Consider the following 25,694-nt stretch of genomic DNA (forward strand, 5'->3'; position numbering starts at 1 on the left):
GCTTGCAAATGCAAGCCTTTTTCAATGGATAGTTGTGTTTGTAATTTATATAGAAATGTTTTTATACGCTTTAATCTTAGCCATTGCTTTTTCAATCGATAATAATTGAGCAGAAATAATCGCAAATAATTCTGGAGTTAAACTTTTTTCTTTTAATGCATCTTTAAATTTTTCTTGAGCTGCATTTTCTCCAGTTAAACACGCCTCAATAATGGCTTCATTATCATGACCGGTTACCATTGCTTTAAAATCAATCCATGCTCTATGAATAGCTCCTAACGGGCCATCAGTAGCATCTGTAGATTTTCCTAATCGGTTTACTTCATCTTGCAATTGCACTACCATTAAAGAACGGTCTCTAGCAATCCCTAAGAATTCTGTTTTTAATTTACTGTCTTCGCAGTTTTCGGCAGCATTGGTATAACCTACTCTACCGTCTTCTAAAAATGAAATTAATTCGTTTAAAATTTCGATGTTTTTTTTCGTTTCCATGTCAATTGTTTTTTAATGTTTATACAAATGTCCAAAAAACAGTACAGAAACGTCTTACACGATTTTAGTGAAAGTTTACAGAATATAAATATGGATTAAAAAATTTTCACAAGGATTACTATTCAAATAGTAATTTGATATTTTCGTAGGAGTTTTCTAATAGTTTCGGAATTTCATTTGGGGAAACCCAAACTACTTTTTCAATTCCTTCATCTTCTTGACCTTGAGGTATTCCTTTAAAAGTAGATTTCATTTCGTACCAATACGTTTGTTTGAGTTTATATCTTCCGTTTCTTTTAAATACATGATACGTTTTCTGAAGTTTCTTAGAAATGGATAAACCCGAAACCCCTGTTTCCTCTTCCACTTCTCTCATGGCTGTTTCTTCCATCGTTTCGTTCTTTTCCGTTCCTCCTTTTGGTAAATCCCATTTTCCATTCCTGTAGATAAACAAGACCTTCCCTTCTTCGTTATAAACTAAACCACCTCCTGCTTTAACCACAGGAATTTTTGCTTTTAAAGTTTTCATTATTAGCTTTTCATCTGGATGATATAAAAAGGCATTTTCAATTTTATTTTGAAAAAGTTTTATGATGAGCTTTTTAATATCGATGCTTTCTAACAAAAAAATTTTAAAATTTGTCTCTTTTTGAACTTCATTTGTCAAAAAAAGTGCCTTATCGTTTACAAAAACTTTATACATTTGCAATATGATTTTTAATACCAACACAGCCGAAAAAACTGCCGAATTGCTTTTACAAATAAACGCAATTAAATTAAATTCTAAAAATCCTTTTACATGGGCTTCAGGATGGCAATCTCCTATTTATTGTGACAACCGAATAATCCTCTCATTTCCAGCAATTAGAAACTTCATAAGAGATGAATTTGCTAAAAATATTGAAGAAAAATTTGGCAAACCTGACGTTATTGCAGGTGTAGCAACAGGAGCAATTGGCGTGGGAATACTCGTTGCTGAAGCTTTAGGTCTCCCTTTTGTTTATGTTCGTCCAGAACCCAAAAAACACGGAAGACAAAATCAAGTGGAAGGTTTCTTAGAAAAAGGACAAAATGTAGTAGTTGTTGAAGATTTAATCAGTACGGGAGGTAGTAGTTTACAAGCGGTCGAAGCGCTTCGTAATGAAGGTGCAAATATTAAAGGAATGGCTGCTATTTTTACCTATGGATTTGATCTTTCTGTAGAACGTTTTAAGGAAGCCAATGTAACTTTATATACGTTAAGCAATTATGAGAATTTAATTCATGAAGCAGTTAACAGAAAATACGTAGATCAAGAAGAAATTGCTACCTTACAAGAATGGAGAAAAAATCCAGCAAACTGGAATACAAATAGTTAAAATAAAATACCAAATAATGAATTTAGAGAGTACAAAAGTAGTAGTTGACAAATCGGCTGAATATATCTTTAATGCCTTGACTGACGTTAAGAATTTTGAAAAATTAATGCCAGAGAACATAGCTAAATTTGAAGTGATTGATGAGAATTGTTTTGAATTTGGATTGAAAGGAATGCCCGAAATTAAATTAGTAAAAAAAGAAGCTACACCTCATTCTAAAATTGTGTTAGGAGCGGCATCAAGTAAATTGCCTTTTACATTAACTGGTAATTTGAATGCATTGGATGCAAATAAAACAGAAGTACAGTTACTTTTTGAAGGAGATTTTAATCCAATGATGGCTATGATGGTAAAAGGTCCTATTAGTAAATTTATTGAGACGCTTTCACAAAACATGCACAAATTATAATGATGCAATCCTAAAAACACCTTAAAAAACTCCTACTATTAGGAGTTTTTTTTATTTATATTTGAAAAAAAGAAGCTATGTTTGATAGAATCAGTTATCTCTTTTTGTTTTTTGCACTACTAGCAGAGATTATTGGAACCATAGGTGGTTTTGGTTCTTCTGTGTTCTTTGTACCGCTATCCAGTTTTTTCTTTGATTTCCAAACCGTATTAGGTTTAACCGCTATTTTTCACTTATCAAGTAACATCAGTAAAATGGCACTTTTCCGAAAAGGATTGGACAAAAAATTATTGTTATACATTGGTGTTCCTTCTGTTCTTTTTGTTATTCTTGGAGGTATCTTATCCAATTATCTAGATTCTTATATCTTAAAGATCATTCTAGCTGTTTTTTTAATAGCTTTTAGTTTACTGTTTCTAATAAAAAAAGAATTAGTCATTCAACCCGAACCAAAACAATCCATTACTGGAGGTGCTTTATCTGGTTTTACAGCAGGTTTGTTAGGAACTGGTGGAGCTATTAGAGGTATCACAATGGCCGCTTTTAATTTAGAAAAAACCGTTTTTATTGCCACCTCAGCAGCTATTGATTTTGCTATTGATTTTACGCGAACTATTGTTTATTTCAAAAACGGATTCATACACCAACATGATCTAATCTATGTTCCCTTTTTATTTGTAATTGGATTGATTGGTACTTATATTGGAAAATACATTTTGCAATTCATACCGCAAGAACGATTCAAACAAACCTCTTTAGTTTTAATCTTGCTTATAGGAGTCGTAATGATTATTCAAATTGCTATAAACTAAAAAAAGTGTTGAATTACTTCAACACTTTTGCAATTTAGGGTGAAAGACGGGTCTCGAACCCGCGACCTTCGGAACCACAATCCGACGCTCTAACCAACTGAGCTACAATCACCGTTTGTTATGCATTTGAAACCTAAACACTTCTTATTTTGAATTGAGAATAAGCCTAGCCTCATTTGCGAGTGCAAATATAGTAGTTTCCTCAAATCTGACAAAAAAAAATTAAACTTTTTTATATTAAATCTCCTAAACTATTGACAGCCAAATATCTTTCCACCGTAAATCCTTCAGCATATTCAACACCAATAAGTCTTCCAAGGTCTTGCGCTCTATATTTTATAGAATCTAAAAAGTTTTTTGAGGTAATTGGCGTAACGGGTTCTTTAGAATTAGGATCATAAAATTGGGTGCCATAAGCTAATACACTTTCCATTTTAATATCTATAAATCCTGTAATATCAACCGCAAAATCAGGCTCAATATTTTTCCATTGGATATAATGATATACTACTTTGGGTCTCCAAGCCTTTTGAACCACTCCATCCAATTCTGTTTCTATTTTAATTAAACCCGACAAAAAACAAGCGTCACTCACTAATTTACTTCCTTTTCCATGATCAATATGTCTATCTTCGATAGCATTACACAAAATAATTTCGGGTTGGTATTTACGAATCATCTTTATGATTTCTAATTGATGAAATTCATCATTCACAAAAAAACCATCTCTAAAACCTAGATTTTCTCGTACCGAAACTCCTAAAATATTTGCCGCTTCTTGTGCTTCTCTGTCTCTGATTTCTGCTGAACCTCTAGTACCTAATTCGCCTCGGGTTAAATCGATAATTCCTACTTTTTTTCCAAGTGAAATTTCTTTTGCAATAGTTCCAGAACAACCTAATTCTACATCATCAGGATGTGCTCCAAAAGCTAAAATATCTAATTTCATATTTCTATTTTTCAATTATATTATAGTGAAATAAAAATCTACATTTTTAATTTTTAATTTTTAATTTTTAACTTAATTATTCTTTGAATAGTCCCTAATTTATTCTCAGTTTCTACAAATTCTTTTTCTGGAATACTATCTTTAGTAATACCACATCCAACATAAAAATGAATGCTATTTTCTTCAATTTCTGCGCATCTTAAATTTACAAATAAATTGCTTTTCTCTCTATTCCATTCCCCTAAAAAACCAGAATAAAATTTTCTGTCATATTTTTCATTTGCCAAAATGAATGCTAACGCTGGTTCTTTGGGCAAACCACAAACTGCAGGAGTGGGATGCAAAACTTTTACCGCTTCGATTGCCTTTTGCGAAATCTTTAATTGAGCATCAATAAACGTTTTAATGTGTGCCAAACGACCTGCTTGAACGGTAAACGGTAAAGATACATTGATTTTTTCCACTAAGGGATTTAATTTACCAATGATATAATCGGTAACAAATTGTTGTTCTTGCTTTTCTTTCTCTTCCCAAAATAAATTTTCTTGGTAAAGTTGGGTTCCAGCCAAAGCTACGGTTTGCAATTCATTTCCGTTAATTTGGACTAATTGTTCTGGTGAAGCTCCCATCCACATTCCAATTTTTGGATGATAGAAAAGATAACGAAAAGCCGAAACATAGCTAGAAACTAATTGCAAATAAGAACTTATAAAATCAACACCTACTTCATAAGATACTTTTCTAGAAAGCACCACTTTTGAAAATTCATTTTGGTTGATGCTTTGTACTGCTTGCTCAACTAATCTTTCAAAACAACTACTTTCACTTATAGGAAAAGATTCCATTTCAGTACTTTCAGCATCTAAAAACAAAGGTTGAATTTCACATGTATACGCTTCGCTTTTTTCATAAGGAATGATAAATGAATCCTTTGAGTTAAAAGCTGAAAACACAAAGCCTTCCTGATTTTCAAAAGTATACAAAACGGCATCTTTTTGAAAATAAGCGTGTAAAACAGATTGGTTGGGTTTGGCAAAAAGCACAAAAGGTTCTCTTTCTTGATAGCTACTTTTCGCTTTAGTAATAATTTGCTGCATTACATTTTTCTTCTTGGTAAAACCATATTGGTTAGTTTACATAAAGAAATTAAAGCATCATTTTCATCTACAATCTTTATTTCCCATAAATGAATACTTCTTCCTTTGTGAATAATTCTTGCAGTAGCAAACACAGTACCTTCTCTCTTGCTCTTTAAATGATTGGCACTAATTTCAATGCCTCGTACTTCAAATTTTTCTGGATCGATAAACATAATAGAAGCGGCACTTCCAACACTTTCTGCTAGCGCAACTGAAGCACCACCATGCAATAATCCCATAGGTTGGTGTACTCTTGGGTTAACTGGCATTTTAGCTTTTAAAAAATCTTCACCAGCATCTATATATTCTATTTCTAAAGTTTGCATTAACGTGTTTTGAGATAATTTTGTACAAACTTTAAGTATTTCTTCTTTATTAAACATAATATGTAATTTCTACAAAAATACGAATTTATCCTTTTTTGAGTAGCATAAGAAAACAAGATTAATTTCGTTATTGTTTTAAAAATAGTACATTTACAAATCAAAAAAAATGCTAATATCTTCTATTCGATGAAAAACTATTATTATCTATTCATTGTATTATTTGTGACTTTATTTTCTTGTAGAAATGATTTTGATTTTGAACCTAATGTAGGTAATCTTTTATTCTCAAAAGACACCATATATTTAGATACTGTTTTTACCAATATTGGCTCCAGTACCTACACTCTAAAAGTATATAACAATACAGATAAAAATATTGCTATTCCAAAAATACAGTTAGGAAAAGGCGAAAATTCGAATTACCGCTTAATGGTAGATGGAATGCCAGGAAAAATATTTGAAAATGTAGAGTTATTAGCCAATGATAGTTTATATGTTTTCGTCTCAGTTACTTCAGATGTAGCCGATGCAAACCCAACCGATTTTTTATATACGGATCAAATTCAGTTTGGAACAGATGGCAATTTTCAAAAAGTTGAATTGGTTACCTTAATTCAAGATGCATATTTTATCTATCCTGAAAGAACCCAAAATCCTGATAACACTTATACTTATGAAAATATTAGTTTAGGAATGGATGAAGAAGGAAATCCAATTACGATTAAGGCTAGTATTTTATCAGAGACCGATCCAATTAATGGTGATGAATTACATTGGACAAATACTAAACCCTATGTAATATATGGTTATGCTGTTGTACCCAATACAAAAACACTTATTGTAGACGCTGGTGCGCGTATTCATTTTCATGCTGAATCTGGATTAATAGTTGCTGACGATGCCTCTTTACAAGTTAATGGCGCTTTATCTACAACTGAAAGTTTAGAAAATGAAGTTATTTTTGAAGGAGATCGTTTAGAGCCTGAATTCTCAGAAATTCCAGGTCAATGGGGAACAATTTGGTTTACTCTAGGCAGTTTAAACAATTCAATAGACTATGCAACTATAAAAAATGCTACTGTTGGACTATTAGCAACAGGCAATGAAGGCTTTGAAAACCTAACCTTAAACAATGTACAGATTTATAATTGTAGTAACGTTGGACTTTTGGCACGTACGGGTTATATTTCTGGAAATAATATGGTTACCAATAATTGTGGAGAAGCAGGAATTGCTTGTACATTTGGTGGAAACTATCAATTTACACATTGTACTTTCGGAAATTATTGGTCTTCTCCTAGTCAAAGCGCAGTATATATTGATGACTATAACGGTGCTCCGGAATTTGCATTAACCAATGCTACCTTTACAAATTGTATTTTATATGGTTCCAATAATTATGCCTTAGTCTTTGAAAAAGAAGGAATTGATGCCAACTTCAATTATCAATTCAATAATTGTTTGATTCGATTTAACGATACAAGCAATCAGTTTACCAATAATCCTTTGTACCAATTTACAAGTTCTAGATATAATGCTTGTTTAATTGCGACCAATTCGTCTACCAATAATCCTAAGTTTATGGAACCAACTGAAAATAATATGAAGATTGAAGAAACTTCGGCAGCTATAAATAAAGGACAAAATCTTAGTCCCAATTTTAATGATATTTTAGGACAAATGAGACCTACACCTCCTAATTCCAATCCTGATATAGGCGCTTATCAATTCAATAATTAATAAAATTTTTCTTAATAAATAATCAATTTATCTGTTTTTTAAATAAATTGTTAAACATATGTTAATTGCAATCGTTTTTTTTAGTATATTTGGTTAGAGAACCCTAAATAACTATCATTATGAGAGCAATTTTACCACTATTACTTATCTTTTCATGCCTGTATTCTTGCAAAGATATTACACCTAAAGCAGATGGTGAATACAATTTAGAAATACCAGAAGTTGTTGTACAAAATGAACTACCACCAGACTCCGCAACTGTAAGTAAAGCATGGGAAAAACACATGACCCCTACTAAAACTCATGAAATCATGGCAAATGATAATGGTGTTTGGGAAGAAGAATTAACCATTTGGGCAACCCGTAAAAGTGAACCCGTTAAAGCAACTTTTAGAGTTGAAAATAAAATGATTTTAGGAGGTAGATATCAAGAATCTACACATAAAGGTATGATGATGGGAGTTCCTTTTGAAGGCAAAAGTACTTTGGCTTATGACAATACCAGTCAAGAATACATTTCTACTTGGATTGATAATATGGGAACAGGTATTTTAGTAATGAAAGGTCATTTTAATAGCGATACTAAATCCATCAACTTAGAAGGTAAAACAGTTGACCCCTTAACCCGAAAAGAGAAAAAAATAAAAGAAATCTTTACCTATATTGATAAAAACACCCAAAAAATGGAAATGTTTGATACTGACTATGATGGAAAAGAATTCAAAAGTATGGAGGCTATTTTAAAAAGAAAATAGCAATTAAACTATTTTTAAATATTAAGAAATTATTAATAACTCTGTTAATAAATTAATAATACGTTAATTTTAGATTTGTTTTTTGTATTTAGATTTGCTAAGTAACTAACACACAACAAACAATGAAAAAAACTAACGTATTATTTTTTGCATTTTTTATTGCATTCCTTTCTCATGCCCAAGCACCAAGTGGTTATTATTCTTCAGCAACTGGATCTGGTTATACGCTAAAAACCCAATTATACAATATCATTAAGAATCATACCGATAGAGGTTACAGTGGTTTATGGACAACCTACAGTACTTCTGATAGAGATCATCAAAATGAAAATGACAATACTATTTTTGACTTATACTCTGAAATTCAAAACGGTAAAGACCCTTACAACTATAGCTATGGAACCAATCAATGTGGTACTTACTCAGGTGAAGGTAGTTGCTATAATAGAGAGCATATGATCCCACAATCGGTTTTTAATTCTTCTTCTCCTATGGTTTCAGATGCGCATTTCATTACTCCTACAGATGGATATGTAAATGGAATTCGTTCAAATTATCCACATGGTAAAGTAGCTACAGCTTCAAGAACAACAAGAAATGGAAGTAAATTAGGTACAAGTGCTGTATCAGGCTATACCGGTACTGTTTTTGAACCAGTAGATGCTTTCAAAGGTGATATTGCTAGAATGTATTTTTATTTTGCCACTCGTTATGAAAATACGGTATCCAATTATAATTATGCTATGTTCAATAGAACGAGTAATCAAGTTTTTACAACGGCTTTTCTAAATATGCTTTTAGCATGGCATGCACAAGACCCAGTTAGCTCTAGAGAAATAGAACGAAACAATGCTATTTATGCAAGACAAGGTAATAGAAATCCTTTTATTGATAATCCTAACTATGTAAATGCAATTTGGGGTGGTACATCAGGAGGTTCAACTGGTGGAGGCTCAACTGGTGGAGGAAGCACTACTACTAGAAGTGATTTGTATTTATCTGAATATATCGAAGGCTCCTCAAATAATAAAGCCTTGGAAATCAAAAACGAAACAGGAACATCAAAAAGTTTATCTAGCTATTCGTTAAAAAAACAAACGAATGGTGCTGGTTCATGGAGCTCTGCTTTAACGCTATCTGGAACTTTAGCTAATAATGGGAAATTTGTTATCGTAAACAGTTCTATTTCTTCTACTTGTTACAGTACTTCAAATGCCAATTTATCTACTAGCTCAACCGTACTAACTTTTAATGGAAATGATGCAGTAGGCTTGTTTAAAAATGGAGTGCTAATTGATATTATTGGTAATTTCAATGGTGGTTCAGCCAATTTTGCTGCGGATGTAACCTTAAGAAGAAAAGCGACAGCTACAGCTCCTAAAACTTCTTACAGCAGTTCAGATTGGGATGTTTATACTACCAATACTTGTGGTGGTTTGGGAAATAGAATGTCAGAAGAAATAGCTGAAAAGGAAGATGTAATCGATATTAAAGCCTATCCGAATCCTAACAAAGGTACTTTTACCATCGATTTTAATACCAATAATGCTGTATTTTTAGTTGAAATTTATTCCACTTTAGGCCAAAAAATTTATCAAAAATCGGTTGAAAAACAAAATCAATTACAAATCGACAATCTTCAAAAAGGAATTTATTACGTAATGATTTCGAATGTAGATACACATAAAATGTTACGCATTATTGTAGAATAATTTTCAGTTGAAATAAGTTCAAAACCTATCATTAACAGATGATAGGTTTTTTTGTTATTAAGTTGGTAAAATTATACTTTGAACTTCAATTTTTTTAAAATAAATTTGCAACATCAACAACAACTCCTGAGGTGAACCCAACATAGTAGGAACACCAAAGAATAAAACAATACAACACAATGATTCATTTCTTCGGAAACGAAAGTAACACTGTTTTTGCGGTACAAACGCAAAACGAACTTTCGGCAGAAAACATTTCAAAATTAAATTGGCTTTTTGGCAACACCTATAAAATAGAAAAATCCGTACTTGCGGATTTTTTTGTTGGACCAAGAGCAACTATGATTACACCTTGGAGTACCAATGCGGTAGAAATTACTCAAAATATGGGTATCAACGGGATCCTGAGAATTGAAGAATTTCAAAAAGTTAATGCAGACTTTACCGAATTTGATCCCATGTTATCTCAAAAATATGAGGGTTTAAATCAAACTATTTATACTATCAACATTCAGCCAGACCCTATTTTAGAAATTGAGGATATTGCACAATACAATCAAACGGAAGGTTTGGCTTTAAATGATGAAGAAATTGAATATTTAAATAACTTATCCCTAAAAATTGGTAGAAAATTAACCGATTCTGAAGTATTTGCCTTTTCTCAAGCAAATTCGGAGCATTGCCGTCATAAAATTTTTAACGGTACCTTTATTATTGATGGATTGGAAAAAGAAACTTCTTTATTCAAATTAATCAAAAAAACTTCTGCTGAAAATCCGAATGATATTGTTTCAGCTTATAAAGATAATGTTGCTTTTATTAAAGGACCAAAAGCGGAACAATTTGCACCTAAATCGGCAGACAAACCCGATTTTTATGAGAAAAAAGAGTTTGAATCGGTTCTTTCTTTAAAAGCAGAAACCCATAATTTCCCTACTACTGTAGAACCTTTCAATGGTGCAGCTACAGGTTCGGGAGGAGAAATTCGTGACCGATTGGCAGGTGGCCAAGGTTCAATTCCTTTAGCAGGAACAGCTGTTTATATGACATCTTATTCTCGTTTAACCAATAACAGAAGTTATGAAAACGGAATGACTGAGAGAAAATGGTTGTATCAAACTCCAATGGATATTTTGATTAAAGCTTCTAATGGAGCATCTGACTTTGGTAATAAATTTGGTCAGCCATTAATTACTGGTTCTATTTTAACGTTCGAACATGAAGAACATTTCGACCAGCTCAATGTGACAGCACGCAAATTAGGTTATGACAAAGTCATTATGCAAGCGGGTGGAATTGGTTATGGTAAACTCAATCAAGCTATTAAAAAGAAACCGCAAACCGGTGATAAAATTGTCATTTTAGGGGGCGAAAATTATAGAATTGGAATGGGTGGTGCAGCTGTTTCTTCAGCAGATACAGGTGCTTTTAGTTCAGGAATCGAATTAAATGCCATTCAACGTTCTAATCCTGAAATGCAAAAAAGAGCGGCCAATGCCATTCGAGGTTTAGTAGAAAGTGACAACAACCCTATTGTTTCCATTCATGATCATGGAGCTGGTGGTCACTTAAACTGCTTATCTGAATTAGTAGAAGAAACAGGTGGTTTAATCGATTTAGATCAATTACCTGTTGGTGACCCTACCTTATCGGCTAAAGAAATTATTGGTAATGAATCTCAGGAAAGAATGGGATTGGTTATTGGAAAAGAAAATATTGAAACTTTGGAACGCATTGCGGAAAGAGAACGTGCTCCAATGTATCAAGTGGGTGATGTAACGGGTGATCATCGTTTTACTTTTGAAAGTAAAACGACAGGTGCCAAACCAATGGATTATGCTTTAGAAGATTTCTTCGGAAGTTCACCAAAAACCATCATGACCGATTCAACTGTAAAAAGAAACTATACTGAAATCGATTATTCGCAAGATAACATACTAGCTTACCTTGAAGAAGTCTTAAAGTTAGAAGCGGTTGCATGTAAAGATTGGTTAACCAATAAAGTAGATCGTTGCGTGGGAGGAAAAGTTGCCAAACAACAATGCGCAGGACCTTTGCAATTACCGTTAAATAATGTAGGTGTAATGGCCTTAGATTATAAAGGAAAAGAAGGGATTGCAACTTCAATAGGTCACGCTCCTATTGCTGCTATTATTGATCCAAAAGCAGGAAGTAGAAATGCCATTGCGGAAGCGTTATCAAACATCGTTTTTGCACCTTTAAAAGACAATTTACAAAGTGTATCTTTGTCTGCCAATTGGATGTGGCCTTGTAAAAATGAAGGAGAAGATGCCCGTTTATATGAAGCTGTGGAAGCCTGTTCGCAATTTGCAATCGAATTAGGAATTAATATACCAACGGGTAAAGATTCGCTTTCGATGAAACAGAAATATCCAAACGATGAAGTTATTGCTCCTGGTACTGTTATTATTTCTGCTGTTGGGAATTGTAACGACATCACTAAAGTAGTAGAACCTGTATTTCAAAAAGAGAAAGGTTCTGTTTACTATATCAATTTATCGCAAGATACTTTTAAATTAGGTGGTAGTTCCTTCGCTCAAACACAAAATAAAATTGGATCTGAAACACCTACTATTATAGATAGTAGCTTTTTCAAGAAAGCTTTCAATGCCATTCAAGAAGCTATAAAAGCTGATTTAATTGTTGCTGGACATGACATAGGAAGTGGTGGTTTGATTACTACTTTATTAGAAATGTGCTTTGCTGATATTCAATTAGGTGCCACATTAGATTTGAGTTCGTTAAACGAAAAAGACGTAGTAAAAGTATTGTTCTCAGAAAATATTGGAATTGTTTTACAAGCCAATGAAGATTCTGCTTTCGAAAAAGCAATGGAAGGTATCGAAATTTTTAAATTAGGAAAAGTTACTAACAACGGAACTTTAGACCTTGGATTTTTGACTTTCGACATCAATAAATACAGAGAAATGTGGTTTGAAACCTCTTTCCTACTCGATCAAAAACAAACTAAAAACGGAAAATCGTTAGAGCGTTTTGAAAACTTCTCTAACCAACCTTTACAGTATACTTTCCCAAGTCATTTTACAGGATTAGCTCCTGTCATCTCGAGCGGAGTCGAGAGACCAAAAGCAGCGGTTATTCGTGAAAAAGGAAGCAATTCGGAACGTGAAATGGCAAATGCAATGTATTTGGCTGGTTTTGATGTAAAAGACGTACACATGACCGATTTAATTTCGGGTCGTGAAACTTTAGAAGACATTCAATTTATTGGTGCTGTTGGAGGCTTTTCAAATTCTGACGTTTTAGGAAGTGCTAAAGGTTGGGCTGGAGCCTTTTTATACAATGAAAAAGCCAATACCGCTTTAAAGAACTTCTTTAAACGTGAAGACACTTTATCGGTGGGTATTTGTAATGGTTGTCAATTAATGATGGAATTAGAATTAATTCATCCAGAGCACGAAGTTCATGGTAAAATGCTACACAATGAATCGCAAAAACATGAAAGTGGCTTTACTTCCGTAACCATACAAGAAAACAATTCGGTGATGTTAAAAACTTTAGCTGGTAGTACGCTAGGTGTTTGGATTTCACATGGAGAAGGAAAATTCAATTTACCCTATAATGAAGACCAATATAATATTGTAGCTAAATATGGTTACGAAGGCTATCCTGCTAATCCAAATGGTTCTGATTACAATGCAGCGATGTTGTGTGACAATACAGGAAGACATTTAGTTATGATGCCTCATATTGAGCGTTCAACATTCCCTTGGAACTGGGCACATTATCCAAAAGACAGAAACGATCAAGTTTCCCCATGGATAGAAGCTTTTGTAAATGCAAGAGAATGGATTGAAAAAAGAAAATAAATAAAATGAAAGGCGAATCAAAAGATTCGCTTTTTTATCTTTATCATATTTTTAATATAATAAAAATTTATATAAACTAGGAAAATGAAAACTCCTCAAGACCATATTGAATTTTATAAAGAACAAGAGCAAATTTTTACTAATGGTTTAGTATACTGTCAAAACCTAACTGAGGATAAACTTTATCTTTCTATATTTAATATTGAACAAATATTTATTTGTAATTTAATGATTGGTCTGATTGAATGGAGAATAAATCAAAATCCCAAATTACAGCTAATAAAAGCAATAACCCATTTTGAAAAAGAATTATCTAAATTAAAAGAACTGGAAGATTATAAAAAATTTCAGAATCCATTTTTAATAATTACTGCTAATTATTTTGCTTATCTATGTAATCAAGAGTGTAATTTAGTTATAAATCCATTAGTAACAAAAGATGAACACTATAATATTGAATATTATTTATTCAATTCGATATCTAAATCATCTAATTTTAAGCCTGAAATTGAAACAAGTTTTTATAAAATTAATAAGAGTAAAAAACACAAATTAGTATTCGATTCGTATACAAATTATTTTCAAATTTTAGAAGCTTTTGAGAATAATGAAAATCTAAATAATAAAATAGAAATAGCTGAATCACTTTTCACAAAAAGAGCTAATAATTCATATTATTCCAATTGTCATGAAATTGATGGAGGGTATTTAAACAATAATCTAGTAATTGATTTTAGATTAGCAGTAATTTTAAAAAAAATAGATTACAAGGGCAATTCTATTCATAAATGGAATTGGTAAAACATTTTTAAACAAGAGAACCTATTTATGTTAACAAACCCAATAGACCTAAAACTTATTTATCAAATTTAAATCAATATTTAAAACGAACATGTAACATTTTTTGTTAAATCTTGTCTTATGAATAAAGAGGATTATTTCTAGAGTATCTTCTTTATAAATCATCAATCACTACCAAAAAGAAATCAAAACAAATGATTTTCTATAACTAAAACGTTAAGACATGAAAACAAAAAATCTAATTATTTTACTACTTATGAGTATTACCACACAAGCCCAACAGTTTGTTGGAGATTGGAAAGGAACACTAGATGTGCAAGGAATGAAACTAGAAGTTATTTTTCATATGGCACAAAAAGACAACAATTACACGACCACTATGGATGTACCTATGCAAGGTGCATCTGGAGTGCCAATTGATAAAACAGAAGTTAACAACAATCATATTACCTTAAAAGCTGCTGCATTAGGCATTGAATTTAAAGGAGAACTAAAAAATAAAGAAATTGTAGGAGAATTTCACCAAGCCGGTATGAATTTACCGTTAACACTAACTTCTTTTGAAAGTAAATTACCTGGCAACACAACTTTACCTTCTTCTAAGGAAGAATTGGAGCAATTAAAATCGTATGACAAAGGCAATTATAAATATTCCGTATCTGATTATTTTGCAAGACCAAAAGCTTCTGGTTTCCAGTTGTCTCCAAACGGTAAATACATGTCGTATCGTGAAAAAGACGAAAACAACAAACGTCATATTTACGTAAAAGAATTGGCAACAGGAAAGGTACAAAGAGCCATTGAAGAAAAAGAAGAATTGGTTCGCGGCTATGGTTGGATCAATGACGAACGCTTATTTTTTGCAATGGATAAAGGTGGTGATGAAAATTATCATGTGTATGCGGTAAACTTAGACGGTAGCAACTTAAAAGACCTTACCCCTTTTGATGGAGTTCAAGCAAGTATTCAAAATATCTTAAAAGAACAAAAAGATTACATTATCGTTTTGATGAACAAAAACAACAAACAAGTTTTTGAACCTTTCAAATTGAATATTGTTACAGGAGCTTTAGAGCAATTGTATAAAAATGAAGATATTGCCAATCCTATTCAAGGATATGAATTTGACAAAGATGGAAATCTTAGAGGGTATAGCAAATTAGTAAATGGTGTACAAAACCAATTGTATTACAAAGACAATAAAACAGGAGAATTCAAATTACACACGACTACAAATTGGGACGACACCTTTGGAATTATCAGCTTCAATTATGCTTCAAAAAACAAAGATGAAGCGTATGTACTTACCAATTTAGATAGCGACAAGACGCGTATTGTTTTATACGATTTGGCTACCAAAAAAATAATTAAAGAAGTTTTTTCCAACCCAACATTTGATGTAAGCGGTTTGAACTTATCTCGAAAAAGAAATTATGAAATTGATAATTTTTCGTATGAAGGAGAAAAAAACGAGATTATCCCTGTAAGTAAATTATACAAAGAAATCTATGGTTTAATGGAAAAAGAATTTCCAAATAAAGAAGCTTATATTGTAGATAAAGATGATAATGAAACACAATTTTTAGTCATTGTTCAAAGTGATAAATTATATGGTACGTATTATCAATACGATGCAAAAACTAAAAAATTCAAACTTTTATACGATTTAATGCCACAGCTTAAAGAAGCCGATATGGCAGAAATGAGACCTATCAAATTTACTAGTAGAGATGGAAAAACGATTTATGGATACATTACGTTACCCAAAGAAGCTTTACAAGGAAAAAAAGTACCTTTAATTGTAAATCCACATGGTGGTCCACAAGGAGTAAGAGATTCTTGGGGTTTTAATCCAGAAACTCAATTATTTGCAAGTCGTGGTTATGCTACTTTACAAGTAAACTTCAGAATTTCTGGTGGTTATGGAAAAGATTTTTTACGTGCTGGTTTCAAGCAAATTGGTAGACAATTAATGGATGATGTAGAAGATGGCGTAGCGTATGCTATCAAACAAGGTTGGGTAGACAAAGATAAAATTGCCATTTATGGTGGTAGCCACGGTGGTTATGCAACCTTAATGGGATTAGTAAAAACACCCGATTTATATGCTTGCGGTGTAAACTATGTTGGTGTTTCTAACATTTTCACTTTCTTCGATTCGTTTCCAGAATATTGGAAACCTTATAAAGAAATTGTAAAAGAGATTTGGTATGATTTAGAAGATCCAAAAGAAGCCGCTATTGCTAAAGAAGTATCTCCAGTTTTCCAAATTGACAAAATTAAAAAACCTTTATTTGTGATTCAAGGTGCGAATGACCCTCGTGTGAATATTGCAGAATCCGATCAAATTGTAACGGGTTTAAGAGCCAAAGGCTTTGAAGTACCTTATATGGTAAAATACGATGAAGGTCACGGATTTCATAAGGAAGAAAATTCGATTGATATGTATGAAGCTACTTTAGGATTTTTAGCTAAAAATTTAAAAAAGTAAGTCATAAATAACTTGATACAACAAGAGGCAATTTCCAAAAAGAAATTGCCTCTACCTTTAAAATTAATTTATCTTTATAAATAAAAAATGGAGCAAAAAACAGAAATCCCATTAAGCAAGAAGAAAATGCTTTTATCATTAGCAGGTAGCCTTTTATTTGTACTCTTAGGAATATGGTTTATACTTCAACCGGAACAATTGAGTCATGGCCCCTTAAGAAGTCCTATTTTAGTTACAATTGTAGGCGTAGTAAGCATTTTATTTTTTGGAGCTATTGCGATTGTTATACTCAAAAAAATGAAAGGAAATCCTATTGGTTTAACCCTTTCCTCAGAAGGTATAATCGATAATTCGAGCGGTGTTTCAAGTGGACTAATTCTTTGGGACGATATAGTTGACATTACTACTACTACAGTAGTAAACCAAAAATTTGTATTAATTCTAACGAAAAATCCAGAAAGCTATATTAATAGACAAACGCAAATTTTGAAGAAAAAAACCATGCAAATGAACTATAAATCGTATGGTTCTCCTATTTGCATTTCTGCGAATGCGTTACAAATAAATTTTGAGGATTTACACCAAATGATTTTGGATTATTTTTCTAAATACAAAACGGTTGCGCTTTAAACACAGTCAAATAATCGAACAACTATAAATTGGAAAATCCTCAAAAGGATTAATTTCCCATTACAACCTAATTTATTTCAGTTCATCCAAACCATATAATAACAACTGAGCAGTGGCTTCATTCGTAGCTAATGGTACATTATGCACATCACAAATTCGAATGAGCATCGAAATATCAGGTTCGTGAGGATGACTCGAATTTGGGTCTTTAAAAAACAAAACCATTTTCGTTTTTCCTTCAGCCACTCTAGCTGCAATTTGTGCATCACCTCCTAACGGTCCAGAAAGCATTTTTTTAACTTTTATACCAATAGTTGCTACCTTTCCACCCGTTGTTCCTGTGGCAATTATCGTAATATTTTCAGCTTGTAAAATGGCTTTGTTTTTATTTACAAACTGAACCATATCTGCTTTTTTTCCATCATGTGCGATAATCGCAATTTCAAATTTCTTTGTCATAGGAGCAAATATAAAAAATCCCGAAGAATCGGGACTGTATTATTTATTTAAAATATGATAAGCAATTAAACCATCTATTGGTCTTCGAAGAATATTACCCACTTGAATATCATATTGTTGCAATTTTTCACTCAATTCTTCTCTTAAATAGAAAGCAATAGAACCTACAAAATGAACCGGAACTTCTTTATAGTTTTCAAATTGCATGATATAATTTTCAATAAAAGCCTCTAATTCTTCTTTGATATATCGTTTACAAAAATCATTGTCTTTATGCTTGATTAAAAATTTAGCAAACGTAGCTAAATACGCATTTGGATTAGGTTCTTTGTATAATTTGTTTTTGATAAAATCAGGATCTACATTAAAAGTTTTTTCAAAATCTTTTGCCATATCCTGAGGCATTTTATTGAAATAATATCCTCTGATTAAATGTCTACCAAAACGATTGCCACTACAATCATCCATAGCAATATAACCTAAAGATTGCACTTTTTGATGTAACACTTTCCCATCAAAATAACTACAGTTGGAACCTGTACCTAAAATACAAACAATGGCTTTTTCATTTTTAGGAGTGGTAGCATAAACCGCAGCATAGGTATCTTCATGAACGGTTACTTTTGCATTTGTAAAATATTCTTCAAATACAGATGCCAAGAAGTTTTTCATTCTATCGGTTCCACATCCAGCACCATAAAAATAGAGATTAGATGCTTTTGCTTTATTATGAGAAATATCAAATTTATCTTCTAAACGAGCAATAATTTCTTCTTTGCTCAATACTTCAGGATTTAATCCTAAAGATTGGGTAGTAAAGATAACTTTTCCGTTATCATCTATAGCTATCCAATCGGCTTTAGTGGAGCCACTATCTACAAGTAATTTCATTTTGTTTTGGTTAGTATGGTTGGTTAAAAGTCCAAATACAAGTATTTGGTGATTAATAGTAGCCCTACAATGAGATAAAAAATCCTGCACTACAAAAGGTACTGCAGGATTTTTATAATACTATTATTTTACAGACATAACGTGTACTGATAAATCTAATAATTTAGAAGAATATCCATATTCATTATCGTACCAAGAAACCAATTTAAAGAAAGTCGAGTTTAACCCAATTCCAGCTTTAGCATCCACAACCGATGTTCTAGTATCACCTACAAAATCTTGAGAAACTACATCATCTTCTGTATATCCTAAAATTCCTTTCATTGAAGTTTCAGAAGCATTTTTAAGTACTTTTAAAATTTCTTCATAAGTTGTTTCTTTTGCTAATTTAACCGTTAAATCAACAACAGAAACATCAACTGTAGGCACACGGAAAGACATTCCTGTAAGCTTTCCATTTAAAGCTGGAATTACTTTTCCAACCGCTTTTGCTGCACCAGTAGAAGATGGAATAATATTTACTGAAGCAGCACGTCCACCTCTCCAATCTTTTCTAGAGGGACCATCAGCTACCATTTGTGTAGCCGTTGAAGCATGAACTGTAGTCATTAATCCTTCTACGATTCCAAAATTATCATGAATAACTTTTGCTAAAGGAGCCAAACAGTTTGTCGTACAAGAAGCATTAGAAACAATAGTATCTGTAGCTTTTACTTCCGTATGGTTTACTCCCATTACAAACATAGGTGCATCTGCCGAAGGTGCAGAAATAACTACTTTTTTAGCACCACCATCAATATGAGCTTGAGCGGTTTCTAAAGTGGTAAAAATACCCGTACACTCAGCTACCACATCAACATCTACCTTTGCATCATCCCATTGGATTAGTTTTGGATCTCTTTCAGCTGTAACACGAATAAATTTATCGTTTACATATAATTGACCGTCTTTCACTTCTACTTTTCCATTAAAACGACCATGAACCGAGTCATATTTTAACAAATAAGCTAAATGCTCTACATCTAACAAATCGTTAATGGCTACAACTTCTATATTATCTCTATTAAATGATTCTCTAAAAACAATTCTACCGATTCTACCGAATCCGTTAATTCCTAATTTTACTTTTGACATTTTTTACTCTTAATTTAAATACGTTATTTTTTGGTTTAATTTGTTGCTTGCTTTAAGTAGACATAATATCCGATACACGAAGTAATTCTTTATCTATTTCAGTATGACCTTTAATGGCTTGTTCTAAAGGTGTTAATGCCACTTTATCATTGAGTAATCCTACCATGAAGTTTGACTTACCTTCTAAAATAGACTCTACAGCTTTCACCCCTAATCTTGAAGCTAATACACGATCAAAACAAGAAGGAGAACCGCCTCTTTGCATGTGTCCTAAAACCGATACCCTAACATCATATTCAGGCATGTTTTCTTCCACATAATCCTTTAATTCAAAAACAGTTTTACCTATTTTATCACCTTCAGCAACCACGACTATACTAGAAGATTTTCCAGATTCTTTACTTCTTTTTAAAGATTCTAATAATCGATCTAATCCTAAATCTTCTTCTGGAATTAAAATCTCTTCAGCTCCAGCACCAATTCCTGAGTTTAAAGCGATATGACCAGCATCTCTTCCCATTACTTCCACAAAAAATAATCGGTTATGTGAAATAGCAGTATCTCTAATTTTATCAATAACTTCAACAACTGTATTTAAAGCTGTATCATATCCTAAGGTATGACTCGTTCCAAAAATGTCGTTATCAATGGTTCCTGGAATTCCCATTACTGGAAAACCATATTCTTTATTGAATACTTCTGCTCCAGTAAAGGAACCATCTCCTCCAATTACTACTAAAGCTTCTACTCCTGCATTTTTTAAATTTTCATAGGCTTTCTTTCTACCTTCCACAGTCATGAATTCTTTTGAACGAGCCGACTTTAAAATGGTTCCGCCTTTGTTAACGATATTGTTTACCGAACGAGGTCCCATTTCTTTAAAATCACCTTCAATCATTCCTTGGTACCCTCTGTAAATACCAATACATTCTACATTATGATAAGCACAAGTTCTTACCACTGAACGAATGGCAGCATTCATTCCTGGTGAATCTCCTCCAGAGGTAAGCACACCTATTTTCTTAATATTTGGCAACATTATTTTTATTATTTATCGTAAATTTAAAAAAGGAAAATGGAATATTTGGCTATTTTTATCAAATATTAAATTTTATACTAAAATTCAATCGTTTTCGTTAATAACTTTTTGTTTTTTAATATAAAAATTGAAGAATTACTCTATTTCAGGAACATTTTCTAATTCCTTATTCTTTTCTTTTTCTTTTTCTTTTTCATCTTCTATTTCTTTATTTTTTCTAATGTAGTAATACTTATCCCATAATTCTTCTGAATCAGGTATGTCGTCATTAGAAGATGAAGTAGCGTTTTTATCTTTATTTTTAGTGAATATTTTTCGAAACATTTCTCCGAATGTATCAAAATCTAAGGAATAACTAAGTCCTAAACCTTGTGTATACCCAATTCCTTCACCAATATTATAATTAATATCATTTTCTCTATTGAATACTCGAGCACGTAAAGAGCCGTCTTCGTTTAATTGTAATTGTACTTCTACATCTCCAACTAATACAGATTCTGTTACACCACCAACTGGAACTCCGACTTTTCCATTAATCGAAATCTTATCGTTAATTTGAGTACTTAATGTTAATCCTACTCGACCTGATATTTGATTGATTCTATCTGCTTGATCATAATTCACACCTACTTGCAATTTAGAATCCTCATCGGAAATAATATCATTAAATAAAGAACTCGCCTTTTCAAATAGAGAACCATAAGCTACACTTCCCGCGTTTTCAGGTGTAGTAAAAGAACCAAATGCCAACAAGGCAAATGCTTGATTTTGACGCACATCTTTATTCTGCAAACGATAATCGATTTCACTTTTAAAAACACTACTTACTGTAGGGAAATTGATATTAAAATCGGGTTCAGGATTGCTTAAACTACCATTAATAACGATAGAAACTTCAGTAGGTAATTTTCGATTCGTATTAAAAGAGGAACTTTCAATTAAAACTGATGGATTGGCTTGGGTTTTATAAATCGCTTCCAAATTTAAAATTGCTCCAAGTGGATCACCTTCCCAGCGAATCGTACTACCCTTTTTAACCACAAACTTTTTATCAATTAAACCAGCTTTTTTGAAATTATATTCTCCTTCTTGCACTTGAAAGTCACCATACATCAAAAACTTTCCTAAAGTATTAATTTCCATTCGCATTGAACCATAACCATTCCCTTTCATAGAATGTCCCGACTCGCGATCCAAAATTACTTCAATCCAAGCATCGGTATCTATATCAAAATCCAAACTCAGTTCTAAACCATTGTATTTATTATTACCAATGCTATTATTTTTATTGGAACGCAAATCTTCTTCTTTAATAAAAGTATAATAGGGTTTTTTACCAACATCTTCCGCATCACGAACTGGAATTTTAATGGAAGTTCCTTTTTCAGATTCTCCAGTTACGGTAACCAATAGCGATTCTATTCTTCCACTAATTCTTGCGGATCCATTTAAAAAAGCGGTACCATAATAATACGCATCTTCAGAGTCTTTCGTATTTAAAGCCAAAAGGTTATTGGTACGAACTTCTAAATCCAATTCCCAGTCTGAAAATTTATCATGTTTTACAGACCCTCTTAAGACACCTTTCGTATCAAATTGTGTATCGGTAATGACAATATTTCGAAAAAGAAACTCTTTTTCTGTTATATCAACAATTGCGTTCTTCTCAAAGTCATAGTCCACATTTAAATAGGGAGCTTTTAAACCCGCATCATTTAAATACAAACGACCATCCACTTCAGGATCTGTAACCAATCCTCTAATGGTCGCACTACCTGTAGCATCACCACGTACATCTGTTATAACATTTCCTATTAAAGAGCCAAAAGGAGCTAAATCGAAACGGCTAAAAATAGCTTCCATATCCAACGTGGATTGATTGTCTCGATATTTTAAGGTTCCATTTAAGTTAAATCGTTCTGTTCCTTTCTGAACAATGTAGGAATCAATATCAAATTCATTAAACGCATCGTTCCCTTCCACTAATAAATACATATCTCCAACAGGATAGGTATTTATTTTTAAACTATCAATATGAACATTAGAAAGCGGCTTATAGTAATTTTTATCTTGTTGAAATTTAATAAAACCATTCAACTTCCCATCTAAAGAAATACTATCTAAAGAAGGCGTGACTTTGTCTAAATCTACATCATTAAAGGTCAAATTGAAATCTTTATAGGTAGAATCTTTCATCTCTCCATAAAAATCCATGTTCTGATTGTTATGAGATAATCTAATTTTTTGAAATTTAAAATCTTTGAATTTTTTATCAAAAATGATTTTATTATCGTTATTCTCTTCTTCATTAATAAACCATAAATAATCTTTGAAATTAACTTCCGATTTCTTGAAACCAATAACCGATTGCTTATTTTCGTCAATAGTATGATAAATATTTAATGAAAAATTATCTTCTAATTTAGCACCTCCCTTAAATTCAGAACGAACAAAAAGAGTATCATTCATGGTTAAATTAATCAAATTAAAATCTGATATTTTATAATTTTTCGTACGAATAGAATCCATTTCAATATAGGTATTATATAACGGATTCTTATTGTCGATATCAATTTTTATCTTTTTAAAATAATTTCCAAAAGCCAAAACACTTGGTGAAGAAAAATCAAATTCAAATTTTCCTAAATCGGCATTAATTTTACCTCTAATTTTGGTGTTTTCAGATATGGAAACTTCAGGCACAAAAATGTCAACAATTTTATTATAAATAGTGAAGTTAAAATCTAAAAACTGCCCTTTTTGAAGTTTGTTTGGAGAATAATTGGCATACAAACTACCAACAGCATTTTCTACAATTTTTCTAACTTCATTTATTTTAAATTTACCTACTACTTTACCACTAATAATATCATTCGAATTAATGGTTATTGTGCGCACACGATTTTTATCAAAACTAGAATTCAATTGAAAATCTTCAAAATAATAACTATCTCTATCATTTTGATACGATACATTTTCAACTTGAAGTTCGCCTTCTAAATCATCTAAGGTATTTCCTTTCGCTAAAAATTCAACTTTCCCTTTAAAAATAGAAGTGGAATCAATTTTAGAAAATTGTAAAGCATGTAAATCTGCATAATCCACATTGGCTTTAAAGTTATAATTCTTTACTCTGGAACTTAAATCGACCAAACCATCAAAATCCATACGCAGATTAGGATCGTTACTATTAAAATATCCTTTAAAATAAGGCATTTTCATTTTACCATCCACAGTAATGTTAGTATAATTATAGTGATTATAGTAAAACTGATCGACTTTCCCTTTTACATTTGTATTTAGATATTTTTCATTAAATCCTTGTCCTTCGACATCTAAATTTAAGGTTACTTCACCAATTTCTGGCTCATTAATAAAAGTTCCTAAATTAAAATCATTTAACGTGACATTTCCTTGATAAGTAGCATTGTCGATGTTAGATAAATCTTGAATAGATAAATTGGTTATAATGGTCCCTAAAACAGAATTAATAGCAACATCTGAATTGATATAATCTGAAGTTAATTCAACATCTCCAACCAAATTTACATTTCCTAACTTCACTAAAGAAGACGGCAAACTATTACCTAAAATATTAGGTAAAATGGCAGTTAGATTGTAATAATTGGAATTAATTTTTTTAAATTCACCTTTAATATAAAAAGACTCTTCCCTATTGAATAAATTTTTAAACTGAACGGTACCTGAAATATTCGAATCATTACTATCTCTAAGATGTAAATTTTGAGTCGTGAAATTGTTTAAAGTTCCTATCAAATGTGTGTCGATATCAAAAACATTATCTTTCCCAAATTCATTATAAAAATAATTTAAGTCGTTTGAAGCAATCATCGCTTCATCCATCTGAACATCAAAAATTACTTTATTATTAAAATCAGCAAAATCAGTGCGTTTATATCTTAGTTCTACTTTCCCTTTTAAAGAAGATTCTTGCGTAAGCAAGTTTAATTGTTCTAGTAAAATATTCTTTTTTGTATAGGTAAATGCTGCAGTTAAGTTTTTTACAAAAAGACCTCTATGATCTTTAAAATTTAAGGCTTCAATAAAAGTAGTTACATCAGATCCTTTAATATAAAAATCTTTGATATTTCCATTTAATTGTGTGAAGTCTAAAATTTTTGGTTGTTGCAAATTTTCATTTATATAGGTCAATTTACTATTCACTAAAGTCAATTTAGTAGCCTTCATTCTAAATTTACCTGTTGAAGGCTTGCCATCGTCGAAAGATTCAATGAATTTATCAATATTTGTAAAATCTTCACCTTTGTATTGCTTTAAATTAAAAGTGAGTTCATCCAAAATTGCAGCACCTAAATAAGGATGACCGTTATTGTATAATTCTTTTACACTTAATAAAGAAGTATTTAATCTTTTAATAAAAAAAAGGGTATCTTTATGATGATCTCTTACTAGTACTCCTTTTAGTTTTACAGAACCAAAAGCGGTTAAAGTAACCTTATCAATAGATATATCAGTACCAAATTCCTTGTTGACTTGATTGGTTGCATACCTACCTAAAGCCGTTTGTACAAATGGCAAAGATAAAAGTATTCCAGATACCAATATAAAAATCAGTAAAAACAGAATTGTTCTGAGGAATATTTTTTTAAATTTTTTGATACTATAAATTGTTTAAATTTGTCACGAAAAAGAAAAACTATGGAATAATCTACAAAAATAATCAT

20 protein-coding genes and 1 tRNA gene are annotated in these 25,694 nt (G+C 31.7%); 10 read left to right on the forward strand and 11 right to left on the reverse strand.

Annotated elements, in window-relative coordinates:
* Positions 1 to 45: 45 nt before the first annotated feature.
* On the reverse strand, positions 46 to 492 hold the full coding sequence (locus tag FHG05_RS16025; RefSeq protein ID WP_140999123.1) for a ferritin-like domain-containing protein: 447 nt from the start codon (positions 490 to 492) through the stop codon (positions 46 to 48).
* 118 nt (positions 493 to 610) lie between these two features.
* On the reverse strand, positions 611 to 1,195 hold the full coding sequence (locus FHG05_RS16030; RefSeq protein ID WP_140999124.1) for an NUDIX hydrolase: 585 nt from the start codon (positions 1,193 to 1,195) through the stop codon (positions 611 to 613).
* A 7-nt stretch (positions 1,196 to 1,202) separates the two neighbouring features.
* Between FHG05_RS16030 and pyrE the strand changes: the two genes are divergently transcribed.
* The 3 genes from pyrE (at position 1,203) to FHG05_RS16045 (ending at position 3,071) form a co-directional block, all read left to right on the forward strand.
* Positions 1,203 to 1,850 (forward strand): orotate phosphoribosyltransferase, encoded by a 648-nt coding sequence (gene pyrE / locus FHG05_RS16035; RefSeq protein ID WP_140999125.1) that lies wholly within the window; start codon positions 1,203 to 1,205, stop codon positions 1,848 to 1,850.
* 16 nt (positions 1,851 to 1,866) lie between these two features.
* Complete coding sequence (locus FHG05_RS16040; protein WP_140999126.1) at positions 1,867 to 2,259, forward strand: SRPBCC family protein; 393 nt, start codon at positions 1,867 to 1,869, stop codon at positions 2,257 to 2,259.
* Positions 2,260 to 2,336: 77 nt separating this feature from the next.
* Positions 2,337 to 3,071, forward strand: coding sequence for a sulfite exporter TauE/SafE family protein (locus FHG05_RS16045; protein WP_140999127.1), 735 nt, complete (start codon positions 2,337 to 2,339; stop codon positions 3,069 to 3,071).
* A gap of 37 nt (positions 3,072 to 3,108) precedes the next feature.
* On the opposite strand, the gene FHG05_RS16050 is transcribed toward FHG05_RS16045, so the two are convergent.
* The 4 genes from FHG05_RS16050 to FHG05_RS16065 form a co-directional block, all read right to left on the reverse strand.
* Positions 3,109 to 3,184: transfer RNA gene (locus tag FHG05_RS16050), tRNA-His, on the reverse strand.
* 119 nt (positions 3,185 to 3,303) lie between these two features.
* A complete protein-coding gene (gene bshB1 / locus FHG05_RS16055; RefSeq protein ID WP_140999128.1) occupies positions 3,304 to 4,020 on the reverse strand; it encodes a bacillithiol biosynthesis deacetylase BshB1 in 717 nt (238 codons plus the stop codon).
* Between the two features lie 53 nt (positions 4,021 to 4,073).
* Positions 4,074 to 5,117, reverse strand: a complete 1,044-nt coding sequence (locus FHG05_RS16060) for an isochorismate synthase (protein ID WP_140999129.1) — start codon at positions 5,115 to 5,117, stop codon at positions 4,074 to 4,076.
* A complete protein-coding gene (locus FHG05_RS16065) occupies positions 5,117 to 5,542 on the reverse strand; it encodes a PaaI family thioesterase (protein ID WP_157504288.1) in 426 nt (141 codons plus the stop codon). Before FHG05_RS16065 ends, FHG05_RS16060 begins: the two co-directional genes overlap by 1 nt.
* 129 nt (positions 5,543 to 5,671) lie before the next feature.
* On the opposite strand from FHG05_RS16065, the gene FHG05_RS16070 reads away from it, so the two are divergent.
* From FHG05_RS16070 to FHG05_RS16100, 7 genes are all read left to right on the forward strand, one after another.
* Complete coding sequence (locus tag FHG05_RS16070; protein WP_140999131.1) at positions 5,672 to 7,225, forward strand: choice-of-anchor Q domain-containing protein; 1,554 nt, start codon at positions 5,672 to 5,674, stop codon at positions 7,223 to 7,225.
* A 119-nt stretch (positions 7,226 to 7,344) separates the two neighbouring features.
* Positions 7,345 to 7,980, forward strand: coding sequence for a DUF1579 domain-containing protein (locus FHG05_RS16075; RefSeq protein ID WP_140999132.1), 636 nt, complete (start codon positions 7,345 to 7,347; stop codon positions 7,978 to 7,980).
* 122 nt (positions 7,981 to 8,102) lie between these two features.
* Entirely contained in the window at positions 8,103 to 9,692 is a 1,590-nt protein-coding gene (locus FHG05_RS16080; RefSeq protein WP_140999133.1) for an endonuclease, read from the forward strand.
* Between the two features lie 179 nt (positions 9,693 to 9,871).
* Positions 9,872 to 13,543 (forward strand): phosphoribosylformylglycinamidine synthase, encoded by a 3,672-nt coding sequence (gene purL, locus FHG05_RS16085; protein WP_140999134.1) that lies wholly within the window; start codon positions 9,872 to 9,874, stop codon positions 13,541 to 13,543.
* 84 nt (positions 13,544 to 13,627) lie between these two features.
* A complete protein-coding gene (locus FHG05_RS16090) occupies positions 13,628 to 14,344 on the forward strand; it encodes a hypothetical protein (RefSeq protein ID WP_140999135.1) in 717 nt (238 codons plus the stop codon).
* A gap of 223 nt (positions 14,345 to 14,567) precedes the next feature.
* The gene (locus FHG05_RS16095) at positions 14,568 to 16,835 is read left to right on the forward strand and encodes an alpha/beta hydrolase family protein (protein ID WP_140999136.1); all 2,268 of its coding nucleotides are present in this window, start codon (positions 14,568 to 14,570) and stop codon (positions 16,833 to 16,835) included.
* 87 nt (positions 16,836 to 16,922) lie between these two features.
* Complete coding sequence (locus FHG05_RS16100) at positions 16,923 to 17,465, forward strand: STM3941 family protein (protein ID WP_140999137.1); 543 nt, start codon at positions 16,923 to 16,925, stop codon at positions 17,463 to 17,465.
* A gap of 72 nt (positions 17,466 to 17,537) precedes the next feature.
* On the opposite strand, the gene FHG05_RS16105 is transcribed toward FHG05_RS16100, so the two are convergent.
* The 5 genes from FHG05_RS16105 to FHG05_RS16125 form a co-directional block, all read right to left on the reverse strand.
* Positions 17,538 to 17,924, reverse strand: coding sequence for a methylglyoxal synthase (locus FHG05_RS16105; RefSeq protein WP_140999138.1), 387 nt, complete (start codon positions 17,922 to 17,924; stop codon positions 17,538 to 17,540).
* 39 nt (positions 17,925 to 17,963) lie between these two features.
* Positions 17,964 to 18,815, reverse strand: coding sequence for a BadF/BadG/BcrA/BcrD ATPase family protein (locus FHG05_RS16110; RefSeq protein WP_140999139.1), 852 nt, complete (start codon positions 18,813 to 18,815; stop codon positions 17,964 to 17,966).
* A gap of 123 nt (positions 18,816 to 18,938) precedes the next feature.
* Positions 18,939 to 19,949: a type I glyceraldehyde-3-phosphate dehydrogenase gene (gap, locus tag FHG05_RS16115; RefSeq protein WP_140999140.1), complete on the reverse strand. Its 1,011-nt coding sequence runs from the start codon at positions 19,947 to 19,949 to the stop codon at positions 18,939 to 18,941.
* A gap of 52 nt (positions 19,950 to 20,001) precedes the next feature.
* Entirely contained in the window at positions 20,002 to 20,988 is a 987-nt protein-coding gene (pfkA, locus tag FHG05_RS16120) for a 6-phosphofructokinase (RefSeq protein WP_140999141.1), read from the reverse strand.
* A 135-nt stretch (positions 20,989 to 21,123) separates the two neighbouring features.
* Entirely contained in the window at positions 21,124 to 25,548 is a 4,425-nt protein-coding gene (locus tag FHG05_RS16125) for a translocation/assembly module TamB domain-containing protein (protein ID WP_232338106.1), read from the reverse strand.
* Between the last annotated feature and the right edge of the window lie 146 nt (positions 25,549 to 25,694).

Origin of the sequence: Flavobacterium profundi (assembly GCF_006491645.1) — a bacterium.
Taxonomy (GTDB): domain Bacteria; phylum Bacteroidota; class Bacteroidia; order Flavobacteriales; family Flavobacteriaceae; genus Flavobacterium; species Flavobacterium profundi.